Source organism: Mesorhizobium sp. M7A.F.Ca.CA.001.04.2.1, from assembly GCF_003998485.1.
Classification (GTDB): Bacteria; Pseudomonadota; Alphaproteobacteria; order Rhizobiales; family Rhizobiaceae; genus Mesorhizobium; species Mesorhizobium ciceri.
In genome coordinates this window covers 1-17,202 of record NZ_RZQT01000131.1, presented here as the reverse complement: position 1 = coordinate 17,202, position 17,202 = coordinate 1, and the positions used below count along the sequence as shown (strand labels likewise).

Below are 17,202 nucleotides of genomic sequence, written 5' to 3'. Positions count from 1 at the left end.
GCCTATCAGTCGGAGATCGTCGACGACGTGCAAACCGATCCGGCCTCGGTGAAAAGGGCGATGGCGGAGTCAGGCTCGAGCCACCCGCCGGCATGGACACCGGCCGATTCCGACAAGGGCCGTGCCGCCGAGATCCAGCGTCGCCTCGCCGACAGCAAGCAGGGCGATCCGAACACCCGCAAATATCTGAGCGAGCCTCCAGTGCAGTATCGTGTCGCGGCCGGCACCGCGCCGCAGAACGAGCTTGGCGAGGACGAGTACAAGAAGGAACGCCGTCTCAAGAAAGAGGCGGAAGGCAAGAAGGGCAGCGGCTGGTTCGATTGGCTGTAAGAACACCGAATTGTGTCGCCGGGCGTAGCGCCCGCTTCAGCCGCGCCGCTCCCGAAAAAATCCTTTAAGCAGCAGGCCTGCTTCGGTCTCGCCCATGCCCGGATAGATGTCGGGCGCGTGGTGGCAGGTCGGCGAGGCGAAGAAGCGCACGCCATTGACCACAGCGCCGCCCTTGTCGTCGGCGGCGCCGAAATAAAGCCGGCGCAGCCGGGCGAAGGAAATGGCGCCGGCGCACATGGCGCAAGGCTCCAGCGTCACATAGAGATCGTGCCCGGTCAGCCGCTCTGCCGACAGTTTGCGGCAGGCTTCGCGGATGACCAGCATCTCGGCATGCGCGGTCGGGTCGGCAAGTTCGCGTGTGCGGTTGCCGGCGCTGGCGACAACACCAGCGCCGTTGGCGATGACGGCGCCGACCGGCACTTCGCCTCGCAAGGCGGCAGCTTCGGCCTCCTTCAGCGCCAGCGCCATGAAATCGGGCCGCTTCACGCGATTTCCACTCCGATTATCTCCTCGCCACCTGACGGTGATCCTGTTATGGAGCGCATGACCTCGAAAATCGGGACTCGGTTTTCGAAAATGATCATGCGCCACATCAAAAGTGCTACAGCGTTCGTTGCGCGCCCGAAAGGATGCGCCACGCTGTAGCAGCGCAAACGGATAAAGGCCACATGGACGACAACGACAAGAAATTCCGACCCAGGAAGGGTCCGGCCAAGAGTGGGCCGAAAGCCGCGGGACCGCGCAGCCGCGATGGCGCCGCGGGCAAGGGCGGCAAACCGTCCTTTGGCGCCAAGAAACCTTACGCACCGCGTGGCGACCGGCCGATGGCTGCCGATGGCGAGCGGCCGAAGCGCGATTTCAAGGGCGGCGACAAGCCTTTCAGCAAAGGCCCGCGTCCCGAAGGCAAGCCTTTTGAGAAACGCGAGGGGCCGCGCAAACCTTATGCACCGCGCGGCGATCGTCCAATGGCCGCCGAAGGCGAGCGCAAACCGTATGAAAAGCGCGAGGGCCCACGCAAGCCCTACGCACCACGCGGCGACCGCCCGGTGGCCGCCGAAGGCGAGCGCAAGCCCTATGAAAAGCGCGAAGGACCGCGCAAGCCCTACGCACCGCGCGGCGACCGCCCGGTGGCCGCTGAAGGCGAGCGCAAGCCCTACGAGAAGCGCGAAGGGCCACGCAAACCCTACGCACCGCGGGGCGACCGGCCGGCTGCGGCGGCAGCGGGCGGCGAAAAGCGCTTCGACCGTCCCAAGCGCGATTTCAGTGACCGCGCCCCGCGTGACGCCGGCGATCGCCCAAAGCGTGACTTCGCCGACCGCCCCAAGCGTGACTTCAGCGATCGCCCGAAGCGGGATTTCAACGATCGGCCGCAAGGGGCGTCAGGCGGCAGCTTCAAGCCACGCCCGCGTCCCGCCGAGGCTGCGGAAGAGGCAGGCGAGCGCATCGCCAAGCGGCTGGCCCGCGCCGGCCTCGCCTCGCGCCGCGATGCCGAGGAGCTGATTGCCGCCGGCCGCGTCAAGGTCAATGGCCGCGCCCTGACTTCACCGGCCTTCAACGTGATGCCTGATGACATCATCCATCTCGACGGTATGGAAATCCCGCCGATCGAGCGCACAAGGCTGTTCCTGTTCCACAAGCCGGCCGGCGTCGTCACCACCAACCGCGATCCCGAGGGCCGCAAGACCGTCTTCGACGTGCTGCCGGCTGAATTGCCGCGGCTGATGACCATCGGCCGGCTCGACATCAACACCGAAGGCCTGCTGCTGCTCACCAATGATGGCGGCCTGTCGCGCGTGCTCGAACTGCCGGCCACCGGCTGGCTGCGCCGCTACCGCGTGCGCGTCCACGGCAAGGTCGAGGAAAGCGCGCTTGCCGGCCTGCGTGAAGGCATTGCCGTCGACGGCGTGTTTTACGGCGCCATCGAAGCGACGCTCGACCGTGAGCAAGGCACCAATGCCTGGCTGACGATCGGCCTGCGCGAGGGCAAGAACCGCGAAGTCAGGAACATCCTGGGTTCGCTCGGCCTCGACGTGACGCGGCTGATCCGTATCTCCTACGGGCCGTTCCAACTCGATGACCTCGCCGAGGGCCATGTGCTGGAAATCAAGGGCAGGGTGTTGCGCGACCAGCTTGGCGAGCGCCTGGTCGAGGAATCCGGCGCCAATTTCGACGCCGATGTCACCAAGCCGTTTTCCAACAAGCCGGTGCGGCGCACCGAAGTTCGCGAGCCGGAGCCGGAACGGCCGAAATTCACCCGCGATGGCGAGCGCCGCCCGATCGGCGAGGGCGGGTTGATCAAGAATCGCAAGCGCCGCGAAGGCAGCCGCGATGAGGCTCTGGGCAAACTGTCGACAAGCCCCGACAGAAACGCTGAGAAGAGTTTTGGCGAACGCGCCCCGCGTCCCGAACGCAGCTTTGGCGACAAGCCGCGCGGCAATTTCGGCGACAAACCGCGCGGTGGCTTCGGCGACAAGCCGCGTGGTGCTTTTGGTGGCAAGCCGGGCGGTGGCAAAAAGTCCGAGCGCGAGCAGCGGCCGATCGAGCCGCCCGGCCAGCGCAAGGCCAATGTCTGGATGGCGCCAGGCGCGCGACCGATCGGCAAGGGCAGGGCCGAAGCTGACGCCGCCAAGGCGGCTGACGCCAAGGCGCGCAAGGCCTCGTTCAAACCGACCTATGGCAAACCGGCCGGTGCAAAGCCGTTCGGCAAGCCGCGCGGCGAACGTCCGGGCGGGGCTGGCGGCGGTGAGCGTCCGCGCAACGGTCCCCGAGGCCCCAAAGCGAGATGAGAATCGTCGGCGGTGAGTTTCGCGGGCGTCCGTTGGCGACGCCGCGCTCGAGCGCCATCCGTCCGACGACCGATCGTACCCGCGAGGCGGTCTTCAACGTGCTGGCGCATCGCTTTGCCGAGCAATTGGACGGGGCACGCGTGCTCGACCTGTTCGCCGGCACCGGCGCGCTGGGACTCGAAGCGCTGTCGCGCGGTGCCTCCTACGGTGTCTTCATCGAGGAATCGGCGGAAGGCCGTGGCCTGATCCGCGACAATGTCGAGGCCTTCGGGCTCACCGGCCGCACCAAGATCTTCCGCCGCGATGCCACCGGCCTCGGCGAGGCCGGCACGCTGGCGCCGTTCGGCCTTGTCTTCGCCGACCCGCCCTATGGCAAGGGCCTTGGCGAGCGCGCCTTGCAGTCGGCCAAAGCCGGCGGCTGGCTTCGCCCCGGCGCGCTGTGCGTGGTCGAAGAGGCCGCGGTGGCGTCCTTCGAGCCAGGCCCCGGCTTTTCGGTGCTGGACGAACGCAACTATGGCGAGACCGTCATCCGCTTCATCGAGGCGGCCTGATACGCCTCGTATCCTTGGCCGGGCATCCATGGGCCGGCCTCTTTGCCGCCGCCTTTGCCGGCAACATGATCAACAAATCACTTTGCTTGTCGCCAGCACCTTGCCTATCGTCTGTCGACAGAACCGGAGCCGTTGATGACATCCAGGATTGAATGGCTGCGGGGAACGCTGTTGGCGACCTCCTTGGCTTTTGTCGTGACCAGCCCAGTGCTGGCCGAGAGCCCCGTCTTGCCCAACACGGTTCCGGCCGAGTTCAAGGTCACGGATTTCCTGCTCGACAACGGCATGGAGGTGGTCGTCATTCCCGACCACCGTGCGCCGATCGTCACCCACATGGTCTGGTACAAGATCGGCAGCGCCGACGAGCCGCCCGGCAAATCCGGCATCGCGCATTTCTTCGAACATCTGATGTTCAAGGCAACGACCAACCATGCGGCCGGCGAGTTCGACCGCGCCGTCTCCGATATCGGCGGCTCCAACAACGCCTTCACCTCCTACGACTATACCGCTTTCCACGAGACGGTGGCGCCGTCGGCGCTCGAGCTGATGATGAGCTTCGAGGCTGACCGCATGCGCAACCTCATCCTCACCGACGATGTCATCAAGACCGAGCGCGACGTCATCCTCGAGGAGCGCCGCTCGCGTATCGACAACAGCCCCGAGGCTGTGCTGGACGAGGAGGTCGATGCGACGCTGTGGCAGAACCAGCCCTATCGCATTCCGGTCATCGGCTGGATGCAGGAGATGCAGCAGCTGAACCGCGTCGACGCCACCGCCTTCTACGACAAATACTACCGGCCCAACAACGCCGTGCTGATCGTCGCCGGCGATGTCGAACCGGACACGGTGCGGGCGCTGGCCGAAAAGACCTATGGCAAGGTGGCGCGCGGCCCCGATCTGCCGCCCCGCATCCGCCCGGTCGAGCCGGAGCAGAACACCAAGCGCACGGTCACGCTCTCCGACGCGCGCGTCAGCGTGCCGAGCTTTTCCACGCAATGGGTGGTGCCGTCCTATCATTCGGGAAAGCCGGGCGAGGCGGAAGCGCTCGACCTCTTGGCGGAGATCCTCGGCGGCGGCAATCGCAGCCGGCTGTACCAGGCGCTCGTCGTCCAGCAAGGTATCGCATCCAGCGCCGGCGCCTTTTTCCAGGGCACCATGCTCGACGACACCAACTTCACCGTCTACGGCGCGCCGCGCGGCGATGCCAGGATTTCCGACGTCGAAGCGGCAGTCGATGCGGAGGTGGTGCGCATCGTCAAGGATGGCGTGACGCCATCGGAACTGGAAAAGGCCAAGGACCGCTATGTCAGGTCGATGATCTTTGCCCGCGACAAGCAGGATTCCATGGCCAACATCTACGGTTCGACGCTGGCCACCGGCGGCAATGTGCAGGACGTCCAGCAATGGACGGACCGCATCCGCAAGGTCACCGCAGACGAGGTCAAGGCGGTCGCCGCGCGCTATCTGGTGCTCGCCCGGTCGACGACCGGCTATCTCTTGCCGCAGCAACAAGCGGGGAATTGATGATGAATTCGATCCCCATGAGCGAGGCAGCCCCCTCATCCGGCCGCTTCGCGGCCACCTTCTTCCCGCTGGGGAGAAGAGGCTGGCGCCAGCGCTGGCAAGCTCCTCTCCCCGTCGGGGAGAGGTCAGCCGAGCAAAGCGGAGGCTGGGTGAGGGGGAGCGCCGGCTTCCGCGATTGGTCGCTGCCGACGATTGCCGCATGGCGTGCCCTCACCACCCTCTTTCTCTCCATCCTCTTCCTCATCCTGCCGGCGCTCACCGCGCGGGCCATGGAGATCCAGTCCGTCACCTCCCCAAAGGGCATCACCGCCTGGCTGGTCGAGGATTATTCCGTGCCGGTCGTGGCCATCCGCTTCGTCTTTGGCGGCGGCTCGACGCAGGATCCTGTCGGCAAGGAAGGGCTGGCCAATCTAATGACCGGCCTGTTCGACGAAGGCGCCGGCCCGCTCGATAGTGAAGACTTCCAGATCAAGCTCGACGATGCCGGCGCCGAGATGAGCTTCGACGAGAGCCGCGACGGCATCTACGGCTCGATGCGCATGCTGGCCGAGCAGCGCGACCAGGCCTTCGACCTGCTGCGGCTGGCGGTCAACGAGCCGCGCTTCGACCAGTTGCCGATCGACCGCATCCGTTCCCAGATCCTGTCCGGCATCATCGCCGGCGAAAACGACCCGGACACGGTGGCGCAGAACAAATGGGCGCGCGCCCTCTATGGCGACCATCCCTATTCCCGCTCCGATCAGGGCACCAAGGAAAGCATCGCCGCCATCACGTCCGATGATCTGAAAGGCCTGCACAAAGCGGTGTTCGCGCGCGGCGGTCTGCATGTCGCCGTGGTCGGCGCCATCGACGCGGAGACGCTGAAGAAGAAGCTCGACATGGTGTTCGGCGACCTGCCGCAGAACCAGGCGCTGAGGCCTGTGGCCGATATCGACCCGAGGCTGGCGCAGCATATCGAGGTCGACTACGACCTGCCGCAGACCTCCCTGCAGCTCGCCTTTCCCGGCGTGAAGCGCAAGGCGGCGGATTTCTTCCCCGCCGTGCTGATGAACGAGATCCTCGGCGGCGGCACCTTCACCTCGCGCCTGTTCCAGGAAGTGCGCGAAAAGCGCGGACTGGCCTACAGTGTCAACTCCTCGCTCATAAACCAGGACCACGCTAACGCGCTGATCGTCAGCACCGGCACCCGGTCCGACCGTGCGGCCGAGACGCTTGGCATCGTCCGCGATGTCGTCAAGCAATTGGCCGAACAAGGCCCGACCGAAGCGGAACTGGCGGCGACCAAGAAATACATGATCGGCGCCTACGCCATCAACAATCTGGACTCGTCCAGCGCCATCGCCTCGACATTGGTCGAGTTGCAGCTCGACGATCTCGGCATCGACTACATGCAGCGCCGCGCCGGCTACATCAACGCGGTGACGCTCGAACAGGTCAAGGCGGCGGCGAAAAAGCTGCTGACCACCGAGCCGACCATCATGATCATCGGCCCGAAACTGGCCGGAGCCGGCAAGGGATGAGCCCCACCTTCGGCATCGCCTTCGGCGGCGGCGGCGCGCGCGGGCTGGCGCATATCCATGTCATCGAAGCGCTGGACGAGCTCGGCATCAAGCCGGTGGCGATTGCCGGCTCGTCGATCGGCGCCATCATGGGCGCCGGCATGGCATCAGGCATGGCCGGCAAGGACATCCACGACTATGCCCGCTCGATCCTCGGCCGCCGCGCCGAGGTGGCCAGCCGCATGTGGCGGGCGCGGCCGGGCACGATAGCCGAAGCCATGCAGAACGGCATCCGCGTCAGCCAGTTCAATGTCGAGCGCATCCTGAAAGCCTTTCTGCCCGAGGCCATCCCGGAAACCTTTGCCGAGCTGAAGATCCCGCTGAAGGTGACGGCGACCGACTATTTCGGTCACAAGCTGGCCGTCTTCGAAGACGGCGACCTGCACTCCGCGCTGGCGGCGTCAGCGGCCATCCCTGCCGTGTTCCGTCCGGTGATGCGAGACGGCAGGCTGCTGATCGACGGCGGCATCTACAACCCCGTGCCGTTCGACCTGATCGAGAACGACGCCGACATCATCATCGGCGTCGACGTCGTCGGCGCGCCGGAAGAGGCCGACCGCAAACAGCCGACCTCCGTCGACCTGATGTTCGGCGCCACGCAATTGATGATGCAGTCGATCATCGCCAACAAGCTGAAGCAATGCCGCCCCGACATCCTGGTCCGCCCGGCAGTGTCGAGATACCGCGTCCTCGATTTCCTGAAGATCGACGCGCTGATGAACGAGACGGTGGATATCAAGGACGAACTGAAGCGGCAGGTGGAGAAGGCGGTGGAGGCGAGGAATAGCGCCGCCATCAAGGGGAGACGGGGCAAGCAGGTCGGGTGAGGATGCATCTTCCCCATTCGATCTGAAAGGCTCCAACCGATTTACGACTTCGCCGCCACCGGCGCATACTCCAGCGCCACAACGCCGTTGCTGAACGGCGTGGCCGAAATCAGTTCGAGCGACACCGGTTCGCCGCCTGGGAACAGCGGCTTGCCTTGGCCGACGGTGCCGGGATAACTGAGCAGCCTGACGCGGTCGACCAGGCCATGGCGCAGCAATTCCTGCGCGACGCTGAGGCTACCATGCATATAGATGTTGCCGCCGCTGCCTTGCTTCAGCGTCCTGACCGCTTCCGGCAGCGGTCCCTTCGGCAATTCGGCAGGCTTCCAGTCGAGCGCCTTCAGGCTGTTCGACGCGACATATTTCGGCAGCGCGTTGAACCGTTCGGCAAAATCTCCGGTTTCCGTCGGCCAGGAGCCGGCAAAGATCTCATAGGTCGTGCGCCCCAAAAGCATGGCGCCGCTATCGGCAAGCTCGTCCTCCTTGAACCTGTTCATCTCGTCGTTCCAGGTCACGCTTGGCAGCTTCTCGACCTCGGCAATGCCATCGACGCTGATGAATTCGGTGACGATAAGTTTTCGCATGGCGTTCTCCTTCTTCGCTCAAAGGACGGACCGCGCAGGGTCATTGCGACACGCTTCATAAAATATATCGCTGCGCTTCGTTGCAGGGTGGCGCTTTCAGCGCGAGCCTGCGAAAGACCGATACCACGGGGAAGTGCGACCGGCCTGGACTAAACCGCAAAGTTCGGATTTTGATGCCACATCTGAAGTAGTTATTATTCCCAAGAGCGCATTGCAGGAAGATCATGGAATTCGGGGTTTTCATTCATCGCTCGGATTCGCGGTACAATGATCGCCCCGCAGAGCAATACCAGTTTCCTCGTCCGTATCTGCGCCGCGTTGAGGCGTGTGTCGGCAAGTGGATCATCTACTACGAGCCCAGCAAGGTAAACGATACACGGGGCTATTACGCTGTAGCGAAAGTCCAGCAGATCATCCCTGATCCTGTGATATCAGACATGTACCTCGCGCTGATTGAGCCCGGAACCTACCTCGATTTCGTCAATCCTGTTCAATTTAATGGATCTGATGGTCTCGTCGAGCGAGGCCTGCTCAACGATGAAGGACGGATTTCGGGCCGTGCCCAATCTGCAGTCCGTGCACTTAGCGCAAATGACTTCAACCGCATCATCGATCTGGGCCTGGATACGAATGAGTTGTTGCTGCCGCGCGTTGATGAGGTCGGCATATCTGCCGGCTTTCAGGATGAGCAGGCGCCATTCGAATTCGAGCAGAGTCGTGATCGCGTAAGCTACATCGGATCGCGAATCGTGCGGGACCGCATTTTCCGTCGCGTCGTCTTACGCGCTTATGACGAGCGCTGCGCAATCACGGGTCTCAAGCTGATAAATGGCGGCGGCCGGGCAGAAGTTTCTGCTGCACATATTCGACCGGTCGAGGCGAACGGGCCTGATGTCGTCAACAATGGGATCGCACTGTCCGGCACTGCGCATTGGATGTTCGACCGTGGATTGATCAGCCTGTCGGACGATTTGGAAATCCTGATCTCCAGACAGGTCAATGACTTAGACAGTGTGCAGGGCTTTATAAACAAGACGCGCCGCGCGCTTCCGCCTCGCCGACAGCTCGAACGCCCGCATCCTCATTTCTTGCAATGGCACCGCGAGCACTGCTTCAAGCAATAAGCGGTCAAAGCTGCCCCGTCCATGGGAAGGCTTTGCTTGGAGGCGTTTGGTCGTTTGGGCGGGAAGAACCCCCTCAGTCCTTCGCCCGCTCCACATAAGCCCCATCCGCCGTCATCACCACCACGCGGGTGCCCGGCGCGATGTGGGGGGGCACCAGGGTGCGTACGCCGTTGGACAGCACGGCCGGCTTGTAGGACGACGAGGCCGTCTGTCCCTTGGTCGTCGGCTCGGTTTCCACCACTTCGAAGGTGGCGCGCTGCGGCAGCACCAGGGAAATGGCAATGCCGTTGAACTGCGACACCTGCACGGCCATGCCTTCCAGCAGGTAAGGCGCCATGTCGCCGACCACGGCTTCCGACACCGCCACCTGGTCGTAGGTTTCCGGGTTCATGAAGTGAAAGCCTTCGCCGTCGCGGTAGAGGAAGGTGTGCTCGCGCTCTTCGACATAGGCGCGCTCGACCTGCTCGGTGGTGCGGTAGCGTTCCGAAACCTTCACCCCGTCGCCGATGCGGCGCATGTCGAGCTGCGTTACCGGCGTGCCCTTGCCTGGGTGGATGTTTTCGGCAAAGAGGATCACATAAAGCTTGCCGTCCTTGTCGACGACATTGCCTTTGCGGAGCGAACTGGCGATGACTTTCACCACGGTTTTAAATCCTGCAAGAAGAGTTGACTGGCGTTTGCCGGCTAGTGCGGCGCTGGATGGGGGCCTACCGCATCTTGGCCGCCGCCGCCAGCCCCCTTCCACCATGTTCCGAGCCGCATGACCGAAGCTTCGCCCTGGTGGACGCCTGACGTTCACGCCGACCGCCGCCCGCGGCTGATGCTGCGCAATGGCATCGCCGCCGGCCTGCGCGACTGGTTCGCCGCCCATGATTTCGTCGAGGTGCAAACGGCTGCCCTGCAGGTCTCGCCCGGCAACGAGGCGCATCTGGCGGCTTTCGCCACGGAAGCGGTCGGGCCGGACGGTGCAAGGGCGCCACTCTATCTCCACACCTCGCCGGAATTCGCCTGCAAGAAGCTGCTCGCCGCCGGTGAAACCAGGATTTTCAGCTTCGGTCCGGTCTATCGCAACCGCGAGCGCGGCCCCTTGCATCATCCCGAATTCACCATGCTCGAATGGTACAGGGTGGGCGAGGCCTATGAGAGCCTGATGCTGGATTGTGCGGCCTTTCTGGCGCTGGCCGCGACAAGGACAGGGGCGACTCTTTTCTCTTTCCGGGGCCGCGACTGCGATCCGTTTGCCGAGCCGGAACGACTGACGGTGGCGGACGCTTTCGCCCACCATGCCGGCATCGACCTGCTGGCCACGGTCGCCGCCGACGGCAGCACCGACCGCGACGCGCTGCACGCCGCCTTGACCCATGTCGGCCTGCGCACCGCGCCCGACGACAGCTGGGCCGATCTGTTCAGCCGGGTGATGGTGGAAAAGGTCGAGCCATTTCTCGGGCAGGGCCGCGCGACCATCCTGTGCGAATATCCCGTCGCCGAGGCGGCACTGGCGCGGCCGAGCCAGCGCGACCCGCGCGTCGCCGAGCGTTTCGAGCTCTATTGCTGCGGCGTCGAACTCGCCAACGGCTTTGGCGAACTGACCGACGCCGACGAGCAGCGCCGGCGCTTTGTTACCGAGATGGACGAGAAGCAGCGCATCTATGGCGAGCGCTATCCGCTGGACGAGGATTTTCTCTCAGCCCTTGCCATCATGCCGCCGGCCAGCGGCATCGCACTCGGCTTCGACCGGCTGGCGATGCTGGCGACCGGCGCGCAAAAAATCGAGGACGTGATCTGGACGCCTGTCGCCTGAGGCGCGGAAAGATCTGGCCTATTCGATTCCGGGGATCAAGACTGGACCGTGACCCCGAACCAAGAGACCACATGATCGGTACTGGATTTCAAGGTCAATCGGGAAGATCTACAGTGGCTGCTTCTGAAACGGTCGAAATCGCCATTGTCGGCGCCGGAGTTGTCGGGCTGGCGACGGCACTTCGCCTTGTCGCGGACGGCCGCGAAGTCCTGCTCATCGATCCGAACGAGCCGGGCTCAGGCGCGTCGTTCGGCAATGCCGGAACGATCGCCGAATATGCCTGCATGCCGGTCGGCACTCCTGCGGTGCTGCGGGCGTTGCCAAAGCTGCTGCTTGATTCCGACAGCCCGTTTTCGCTGCGCTGGCCGGCGCTGCTGCAGCTGGCGCCATGGCTCGTTCGGTTCATGCGGCAATCGCTGCCGGCGGCCACCCGGGCCAATGCACTGGCGCTCGCCGGACTGCTGGCCGACGCCCTTCCAGCCTGGGAAGACATGGTCGGGGAGGCCGGGCTGGAGGACCAGCTGCGCCGCAATGGCTGTCTTTACCTCTATCGCCACTTGAGCGATTTTGCCGCTGGCGCCGGCGGCCGGGCAATGCGCGCTGGGTTTGGCATCCACCAAGAGGTGCTGACTCCCGAAAAGGTGGCGGCGCTTGAGCCGGGCCTGCCGGCGACAGCAGCGCATGGCGTGTATTTTCCCGACTCGATCAATGTCACCGATCCGGCAATGGTGATGCGGCGGTTGCTGGGCGCGGTGAGTGCCCGTGGTGCATCGGTGAAGCAGGCAGAGATCACCGGGCTGCAGGTCGAGGCTGACGGTGTCCAGCTCAGCGGACCCGGCGTTCGCATCAAGGCTGGCACGGTGGTGATCGCCGCCGGTGCACGGTCGCGCGCACTGGCCGCGCAGGCCGGCGACAGGATTCCGCTCGAGACCGAGCGCGGCTATCATCTGGAATTCCAGACCGACGCGCCGCTGCTCAACCGACCTGTCTGTCCCGTCGATCTTGGTTTCTACCTGACGCCGATGGCTGGCCGCTTGCGGGTCGCCGGCACCGTCGAACTCGGCGGCCTGGTCGCGCCGCCAAATCCGCGCCGGCTGGCGCTGCTTGACCGTGGCGCCAGGCAAATTTTTCCCAGGCTCGGCTCGCCTGCCTCGCAATGGCTCGGCTTCCGGCCGTCCCTGCCGGATTCCAGGCCGGTCATCGGCGCTTCGCGCGGCAGCTCCCGCGTAATTCATGCTTTCGGGCACGGCCATCTCGGCCTGACGCTGGCTCCGATCACCGCGCGGCTGGTCGCCGACTTGATCGGCGGACGCGGCGATCCGGCTCGGCTCGCACCTTTCGCGGCGGGCCGTTTCGGCCGTTGATCGATGGATGCCCTCGATCTGAGCTAGTGCGCGAAAACCTGCTCCAGCGAGCGAAAGCCCTTGAATTCCAAGGCATTGCCCGAGGGGTCGCGGATGAACAGCGTTGCCTGTTCGCCGGGCTCGCCCTTGAAGCGGACCATCGGCCGTTCCAGCCAGTCGATGTCGTCGCGCGCCTCCAGCCGTGTCGCCAGGCGCTGCCAGTCGTCCATCAAGAGCACCGCGCCGAAATGCGGGATCGGCACGACAATGCCGTCGACCTTGCCGTCGCTGGGGGCCTGTGCGGCCTGCGGCCGCAGATGCGCCGACATCTGGTGACCGTAGAGGTCGAAGTCGACCCAGGTCGCTGACGAGCGGCCGATCGCGCAGCCCAGCACCTCGCCATAGAAAACGCGGGTTTCATCGAGATCACGGACCGGGAAGGCGAGATGGAAAGGCGTCATCGAAATGCTCCGTGCAGGCTGCGAACCGATTTTGCGTCACAGGGTTCGCGGTTTGAACCGTCCGCCCTGCATTTTGATTGAAGCCTATGCCATTGCACAAGCCGGACCGGAACAATAGATGGGTGGGCAACGGCCGCACACCGGCCGCACCAGCAGGATTTCAGGCATGACCGACATATCAGACGCAGCAAAATTGACCGACCGCGTCGCGGCCCTGGTCGAGGCTGCCAAAAAGGCCGGCGCCGATGCCGCCGACGCGGTGGCCGTGCGCGGCCGCTCGACCGGTGTGTCGGTGCGTCTCGGCAAGGTCGAGGCTACCGAAGCTTCCGAAAGCGAGGATGTGGCGCTGCGCGTTTTCGTCGGCGGCCGCGTGGCGAGTGTCTCGGCGACAGCGGCGTCCGACCCGAAAACGCTGGCCGAGCGCGCCGTGGCGATGGCGAAAGTGTCGCCGCAGGATCCCTATCAAGGGCTGGCCGATCCGGCATTGCTCGCCAAACAGACGCGCGATCTCGACCTGTTCGACGCCACCGAAGTGTCGGCAGACCAGTTGAAGGAAGCCGCATTGGCGGCGGAAGCGGCAGCGCTTGCCGTCAAGGGCGTGACCAATTCGGCCGGCGCCAGCGCCGGTGCCGGGCTGGGCGGCCTGGTGCTGGCCACCTCGCACGGCTTCCTCGGCCACTATGTCGGCTCGCGTTTTTCGCGCTCGGCCAGCGTTATCGCCGGCGAGGGCACCGGCATGGAGCGCGACTATGAATTCTCCTCGCGCCAGCATTTTGCAGATCTCGATGCGCCCGAGGACATCGGCCGCAAGGCCGGCGAGCGCGCCGTGCGCCGCATCGGCGCGCGCAAGGCGGCGACCGGGCCGGTCGACGTGGTGTTCGACCCACGCGTCGCGCGCGGCATCGCCGGCCATCTCGCCGGCGCCATCAACGGCGCCTCGGTCGCGCGCAAGACCTCGTTCCTGCGCGACATGATGGGCAAGCAGGTGGCCGCCTCCGCCATCACCGTCACCGACGAGCCGCTCCGGCGACGTGGCCAGGCCTCGCGTCCGTTCGACGGCGAAGGCGTCGAGGGCGAAAAGCTGTTGATGGTCGAGAAGGGCGTGCTCAACCACTGGTTCCTGTCGACCTCGGCTGCAAGGGAGCTGGGCCTCGTCACCAACGGCCGCGGCGCACGCAGCGGCTCCTCCGTTACGCCATCCTCCACCAATCTCGCCATCGAACCCGGCGAGCGGTCGCCGGAAGAGCTGATCAAATCGCTCAAGACCGGCTTCTACGTCACCGAGGTGTTCGGCCAGGGCGTCGACATGGTCACCGGCGAATACAGCCGCGGCGCTTCCGGTTTCTGGATCGAGAATGGCGAACTGGCCTATCCCGTCGCCGAGGTCACCATCGCCTCGAACCTGAAGACGATGTTCCTCAACATGGTGCCGGCCGATGACCTCGATCGCAATTTCGGCACCGCGGCGCCGACGCTCCTGATCGAAGGCATGACCCTTGCCGGAGCATGACCTGACCACTGCCGGAGCCACCGAAGACTTGCCGCTGCTGCGCGATGCCGCCCGCGAGGCGGGGGTGATCGCCATGCGCTACTTCGGCAACAGCCCGCAAGTCTGGATGAAGGGCGGCACATCACCGGTCAGCGAGGCCGACCACGCGGCCGACGCCTATCTGCGCGAAACATTGCTGGCGGCGCGGCCGGATTATGGCTGGCTGTCGGAAGAGACAGTTGACGATCCGGTCCGGCTTTCGGCACGCCGCACCTTCGTCGTCGACCCGATCGACGGCACGCGCGGTTTCCTGGAAGGCCAGCGCACCTGGTGCGTCAGCGTCGCCGTCGTCGAGCATGGCCGCACGCTGGCCGGCGTGCTGGAATGCCCGGCGATGGAGGAGACCTATTGGGCGCTGCCCGGCCAGGGTGCTTTCCGCAACGGCAAGCGCATTGCGGTTCGCAAGCTGGCGGAAACGGCCGAGATTTCCGGGCTGAAGCAGTTGACCGACCTGATGCCTGCCGAATGGCAGGCGCGGCTGAAGCGGGCGCCTTACAGCCCTTCGCTCGCCTATCGGCTGGCCATGATCGCCAATGGCGCGCTGGACGCCACTTTCGTCAAGCCGAACGCGCATGACTGGGACATTGCAGCGGCCGACCTCATCCTGCGCGAGGCCGGCGGCCAGCTGCTCGACCAGCATGGCCGCGCTCCACTTTATGCCGGCGAGGTGACTCGTCACGGCGCCCTTGCTGCCGGCAGCGGTGAATTGCTGGCCGTGCTCGCCGGCGTCATCGCCGGTCTGGACACGTGAAGGCGTTTTCCCGGGCGAGATGAATTCATCTCGCCCTAAAGGTTCCAAAGTCGGCGGCTTTGGTCTAGACCTGTGACAAACTCACGATATGTGAAGGACCGACATGGCCGCGGAAGACGGAAAGAAACAGCTTTTGCATCTGGTGTTCGGTGGCGAACTGAAGAAGCTTGGCGGCACCGAATTCCGCGATCTCGACGAGCTCGACATCGTCGGCATCTATCCCGACTATCAATCCGCGCACACGGCGTGGAAAGCCAAGGCGCAAGCCAGCGTGGACAACGCTCACATGCGTTACTTCGTCGTTCATCTGCACCGGCTGCTGGACCCCGACAACAAGGCTGCCGGTTGACTTCGATGGAGCATGACCTGGCGAAAGGGCCAGCAAGCGATGCCGCGCCCACGGGCAGAGGACGCAGCCGCACGACCAAGGCCTTCTGGCGCAAGATTCGCCAACCGCTTGCGCAGTCGCGATTCGTCAAGAACGCCATCGCCAGCCTGTTCGCCCAGTTCGTCCGCTTCGTGCGCCTCACCAATCGCGTCGTCGAGGGATCGGCACGGTTTTCGGGCGGTGCCTATACCGAGTTCGAGCCTGGCATCATCGCCTTGTGGCACGGCCAGCATCTGCTGACGCCTGCCTATTATCCCAAGCGCAAGCCGCTGGTCGCCATGGTTTCGCGCAGCGCCGATGCCGAGCTCAACGCCTTGATGCTGGAAAAATTCGGCATCGAGGCGGTGCGCGGCTCGGGCGGGCGGGAAAATGCCAGGCACCTCGACAAGGGTGGGGCAAAAGCGCTTATCGCCCTGAAAAAGTCGCTCGCCGTCGGCAAGAACGTCGCCATGATCGCAGATATTCCGCACGGCACGCCGCGAGACGCAGGACTTGGTATCGTTCTCCTGGCTCGCCTCTCGGGCCGGCCGCTTGTGCCCGTCGCCATCACCACCAGCCGCCGCAAGGTGCTGGAGAAGAGCTGGGACAAGACCACCATCAACCTGCCGTTCGGCCGTTCGTCGATCGTCATCGGCCAGCCGATCTTCGTGGCGGCCGGCGCCGATGACGCCGAAATGGAGCGCAAGCGCCAGGAAGTGACGACAGCGCTCAATGCCGCGACCGCCGAGGCTTACCGTCTCGTGGATGCTCCGCGATGAGCGGCCGCTGGGCACGGGCCATGCTGTCGGCTTACCGATTCGCGGGTGCGGCAGCCTATCCGCTGGTCGGGCCCTACGTTGCCTGGCGCACCTCGCGCGGCAAGGAAGACCGCTACCGCCGCCGCGAGCGCTATGGCGTCGCCGGCCGCGCGCGCCCCGACGGGCCGGTGATCTGGATCCATGCCGCGAGCGTCGGCGAGACCATAGCCGTCGTGCCGCTGGTCGAAAGCATTCTCGACTACGGCGTCAACATCGTGCTGACGACCGGCACGGTCACCTCGGCGCAGGTCGCCGACGAGCGGCTCGGTGACCGCATCATCCATCAATATGTACCGCTCGACCTCAAGCCGGCGGTCAGCCGGTTCCTCGATCACTGGCAGCCGGATCTGGCAATCATCGCCGAATCCGAGATCTGGCCGATGACCATCCTCGAGCTTGGCGCGCGACGCGTGCCGCAGGTGCTGGTCAATGGCAGGCTGTCCGACCGCTCGTTCAAATCGTGGAAGAAACGCGCCAACATCGCCGAGGCGCTGTTCGAGAACCTGGCTCACGTCGTGGCGCAGTCGGATGTCGATGGCGAGCGGTTTCTCGCGCTCGGCGCGCGGCCGGTGACGGTGTCGGGCAACCTCAAGGTGGACACGTCGCCGCCGCCGGTCGACGAACGGGCGCTGGCGACACTGCGGCGGCAGATAGGCACGCGCCCGACCTGGGCGGCGATCTCGACCCATGACGGCGAGGAAGTGGTCGCGGCTGAAGTCCACGCGACGCTGCACAAGCGCCACCATGGTCTTCTGACGATCGTCGTTCCGCGTCATCCCGATCGAGCCGAGGCGCTTGCGGCGCAGATTTCCGGCATGGGCCTGAAG

Annotated in this window: 17 protein-coding genes and 1 pseudogene; 14 read left to right on the top strand and 4 right to left on the bottom strand. The window is 64.9% G+C overall.

Annotated elements, in window-relative coordinates:
- A pseudogene (locus EN955_RS28365) lies at positions 1-330 on the top strand (hypothetical protein); the annotation flags it as partial.
- A 36-nt stretch (positions 331-366) separates the two neighbouring features.
- Here the strand turns inward: EN955_RS28365 and EN955_RS28360 are convergent.
- Entirely contained in the window at positions 367-816 is a 450-nt protein-coding gene (locus tag EN955_RS28360) for a nucleoside deaminase (protein ID WP_013532358.1), read from the bottom strand.
- Between the two features lie 182 nt (positions 817-998).
- Here EN955_RS28360 and EN955_RS28355 point away from each other — a divergent pair, with 182 nt between their 5' ends.
- The 5 genes from EN955_RS28355 (at position 999) to EN955_RS28335 (ending at position 7,577) form a co-directional block, all read left to right on the top strand.
- On the top strand, positions 999-3,116 hold the full coding sequence (locus EN955_RS28355) for a pseudouridine synthase (protein ID WP_024504839.1): 2,118 nt from the start codon (positions 999-1,001) through the stop codon (positions 3,114-3,116).
- Positions 3,113-3,667 carry a 16S rRNA (guanine(966)-N(2))-methyltransferase RsmD gene (gene rsmD / locus EN955_RS28350; protein WP_024504838.1) on the top strand — a complete coding sequence of 185 codons (555 nt, stop codon included), beginning with the start codon at positions 3,113-3,115 and terminating at the stop codon, positions 3,665-3,667. Before EN955_RS28355 ends, rsmD begins: the two co-directional genes overlap by 4 nt.
- Before the next feature lie 135 nt (positions 3,668-3,802).
- The gene (locus EN955_RS28345) at positions 3,803-5,191 is read left to right on the top strand and encodes a pitrilysin family protein (RefSeq protein WP_024504837.1); all 1,389 of its coding nucleotides are present in this window, start codon (positions 3,803-3,805) and stop codon (positions 5,189-5,191) included.
- Positions 5,191-6,711: a pitrilysin family protein gene (locus tag EN955_RS28340; protein ID WP_245265386.1), complete on the top strand. Its 1,521-nt coding sequence runs from the start codon at positions 5,191-5,193 to the stop codon at positions 6,709-6,711. The genes EN955_RS28345 and EN955_RS28340 overlap by 1 nt, the downstream gene beginning before the upstream one ends.
- Complete coding sequence (locus EN955_RS28335) at positions 6,708-7,577, top strand: patatin-like phospholipase family protein (RefSeq protein WP_013532353.1); 870 nt, start codon at positions 6,708-6,710, stop codon at positions 7,575-7,577. The genes EN955_RS28340 and EN955_RS28335 overlap by 4 nt, the downstream gene beginning before the upstream one ends.
- Positions 7,578-7,618: 41 nt before the next feature.
- On the opposite strand, the gene EN955_RS28330 is transcribed toward EN955_RS28335, so the two are convergent.
- Positions 7,619-8,161, bottom strand: a complete 543-nt coding sequence (locus tag EN955_RS28330; protein ID WP_127223491.1) for a dihydrofolate reductase family protein — start codon at positions 8,159-8,161, stop codon at positions 7,619-7,621.
- 224 nt (positions 8,162-8,385) lie between these two features.
- Here EN955_RS28330 and EN955_RS28325 point away from each other — a divergent pair, with 224 nt between their 5' ends.
- Positions 8,386-9,285: an HNH endonuclease gene (locus EN955_RS28325; RefSeq protein WP_024504834.1), complete on the top strand. Its 900-nt coding sequence runs from the start codon at positions 8,386-8,388 to the stop codon at positions 9,283-9,285.
- Positions 9,286-9,358: 73 nt separating this feature from the next.
- Here EN955_RS28325 and efp read toward each other — a convergent pair whose 3' ends face one another.
- Positions 9,359-9,928: an elongation factor P gene (gene efp / locus EN955_RS28320; protein WP_013532351.1), complete on the bottom strand. Its 570-nt coding sequence runs from the start codon at positions 9,926-9,928 to the stop codon at positions 9,359-9,361.
- Between the two features lie 117 nt (positions 9,929-10,045).
- On the opposite strand from efp, the gene epmA reads away from it, so the two are divergent.
- Both epmA and EN955_RS28310 read left to right on the top strand, forming a co-directional pair.
- Complete coding sequence (gene epmA, locus EN955_RS28315; RefSeq protein ID WP_024504833.1) at positions 10,046-11,086, top strand: EF-P lysine aminoacylase EpmA; 1,041 nt, start codon at positions 10,046-10,048, stop codon at positions 11,084-11,086.
- A gap of 113 nt (positions 11,087-11,199) precedes the next feature.
- Entirely contained in the window at positions 11,200-12,450 is a 1,251-nt protein-coding gene (locus tag EN955_RS28310) for an FAD-dependent oxidoreductase (protein ID WP_024504832.1), read from the top strand.
- 23 nt (positions 12,451-12,473) lie between these two features.
- On the opposite strand, the gene EN955_RS28305 is transcribed toward EN955_RS28310, so the two are convergent.
- Positions 12,474-12,890: a VOC family protein gene (locus tag EN955_RS28305; protein ID WP_013532348.1), complete on the bottom strand. Its 417-nt coding sequence runs from the start codon at positions 12,888-12,890 to the stop codon at positions 12,474-12,476.
- Between the two features lie 166 nt (positions 12,891-13,056).
- On the opposite strand from EN955_RS28305, the gene EN955_RS28300 reads away from it, so the two are divergent.
- From EN955_RS28300 to EN955_RS28280, 5 genes are all read left to right on the top strand, one after another.
- The gene (locus EN955_RS28300) at positions 13,057-14,400 is read left to right on the top strand and encodes a TldD/PmbA family protein (protein WP_013532347.1); all 1,344 of its coding nucleotides are present in this window, start codon (positions 13,057-13,059) and stop codon (positions 14,398-14,400) included.
- Positions 14,387-15,190 (top strand): 3'(2'),5'-bisphosphate nucleotidase CysQ, encoded by an 804-nt coding sequence (locus tag EN955_RS28295; protein WP_013532346.1) that lies wholly within the window; start codon positions 14,387-14,389, stop codon positions 15,188-15,190. Before EN955_RS28300 ends, EN955_RS28295 begins: the two co-directional genes overlap by 14 nt.
- 103 nt (positions 15,191-15,293) lie before the next feature.
- On the top strand, positions 15,294-15,539 hold the full coding sequence (locus EN955_RS28290; RefSeq protein ID WP_024504831.1) for a DUF4170 domain-containing protein: 246 nt from the start codon (positions 15,294-15,296) through the stop codon (positions 15,537-15,539).
- A 5-nt stretch (positions 15,540-15,544) separates the two neighbouring features.
- Positions 15,545-16,336, top strand: a complete 792-nt coding sequence (locus EN955_RS28285; RefSeq protein ID WP_013532344.1) for a lysophospholipid acyltransferase family protein — start codon at positions 15,545-15,547, stop codon at positions 16,334-16,336.
- Positions 16,333-17,202, top strand: an 870-nt coding sequence (locus EN955_RS28280; protein WP_127223490.1) for a glycosyltransferase N-terminal domain-containing protein, incomplete at its 3' end; no start/stop codon positions are given. The genes EN955_RS28285 and EN955_RS28280, both read left to right, overlap by 4 nt.

Coding starts and splice junctions, on each gene's coding strand:
- EN955_RS28355 (WP_024504839.1), top strand. CDS start 999: ATGGACGACAACGACAAGAAATTCCGACCCAGGAAGGGTCCGGCCAAG.
- EN955_RS28330 (WP_127223491.1), bottom strand. CDS start 8,161: ATGCGAAAACTTATCGTCACCGAATTCATCAGCGTCGATGGCATTGCC.
- epmA (WP_024504833.1), top strand. CDS start 10,046: ATGACCGAAGCTTCGCCCTGGTGGACGCCTGACGTTCACGCCGACCGC.
- rsmD (WP_024504838.1), top strand. CDS start 3,113: ATGAGAATCGTCGGCGGTGAGTTTCGCGGGCGTCCGTTGGCGACGCCG.
- EN955_RS28305 (WP_013532348.1), bottom strand. CDS start 12,890: ATGACGCCTTTCCATCTCGCCTTCCCGGTCCGTGATCTCGATGAAACC.
- EN955_RS28285 (WP_013532344.1), top strand. CDS start 15,545: ATGGAGCATGACCTGGCGAAAGGGCCAGCAAGCGATGCCGCGCCCACG.
- EN955_RS28300 (WP_013532347.1), top strand. CDS start 13,057: ATGACCGACATATCAGACGCAGCAAAATTGACCGACCGCGTCGCGGCC.
- EN955_RS28345 (WP_024504837.1), top strand. CDS start 3,803: ATGACATCCAGGATTGAATGGCTGCGGGGAACGCTGTTGGCGACCTCC.
- EN955_RS28340 (WP_245265386.1), top strand. CDS start 5,191: ATGATGAATTCGATCCCCATGAGCGAGGCAGCCCCCTCATCCGGCCGC.
- EN955_RS28335 (WP_013532353.1), top strand. CDS start 6,708: ATGAGCCCCACCTTCGGCATCGCCTTCGGCGGCGGCGGCGCGCGCGGG.
- EN955_RS28290 (WP_024504831.1), top strand. CDS start 15,294: ATGGCCGCGGAAGACGGAAAGAAACAGCTTTTGCATCTGGTGTTCGGT.
- EN955_RS28325 (WP_024504834.1), top strand. CDS start 8,386: ATGGAATTCGGGGTTTTCATTCATCGCTCGGATTCGCGGTACAATGAT.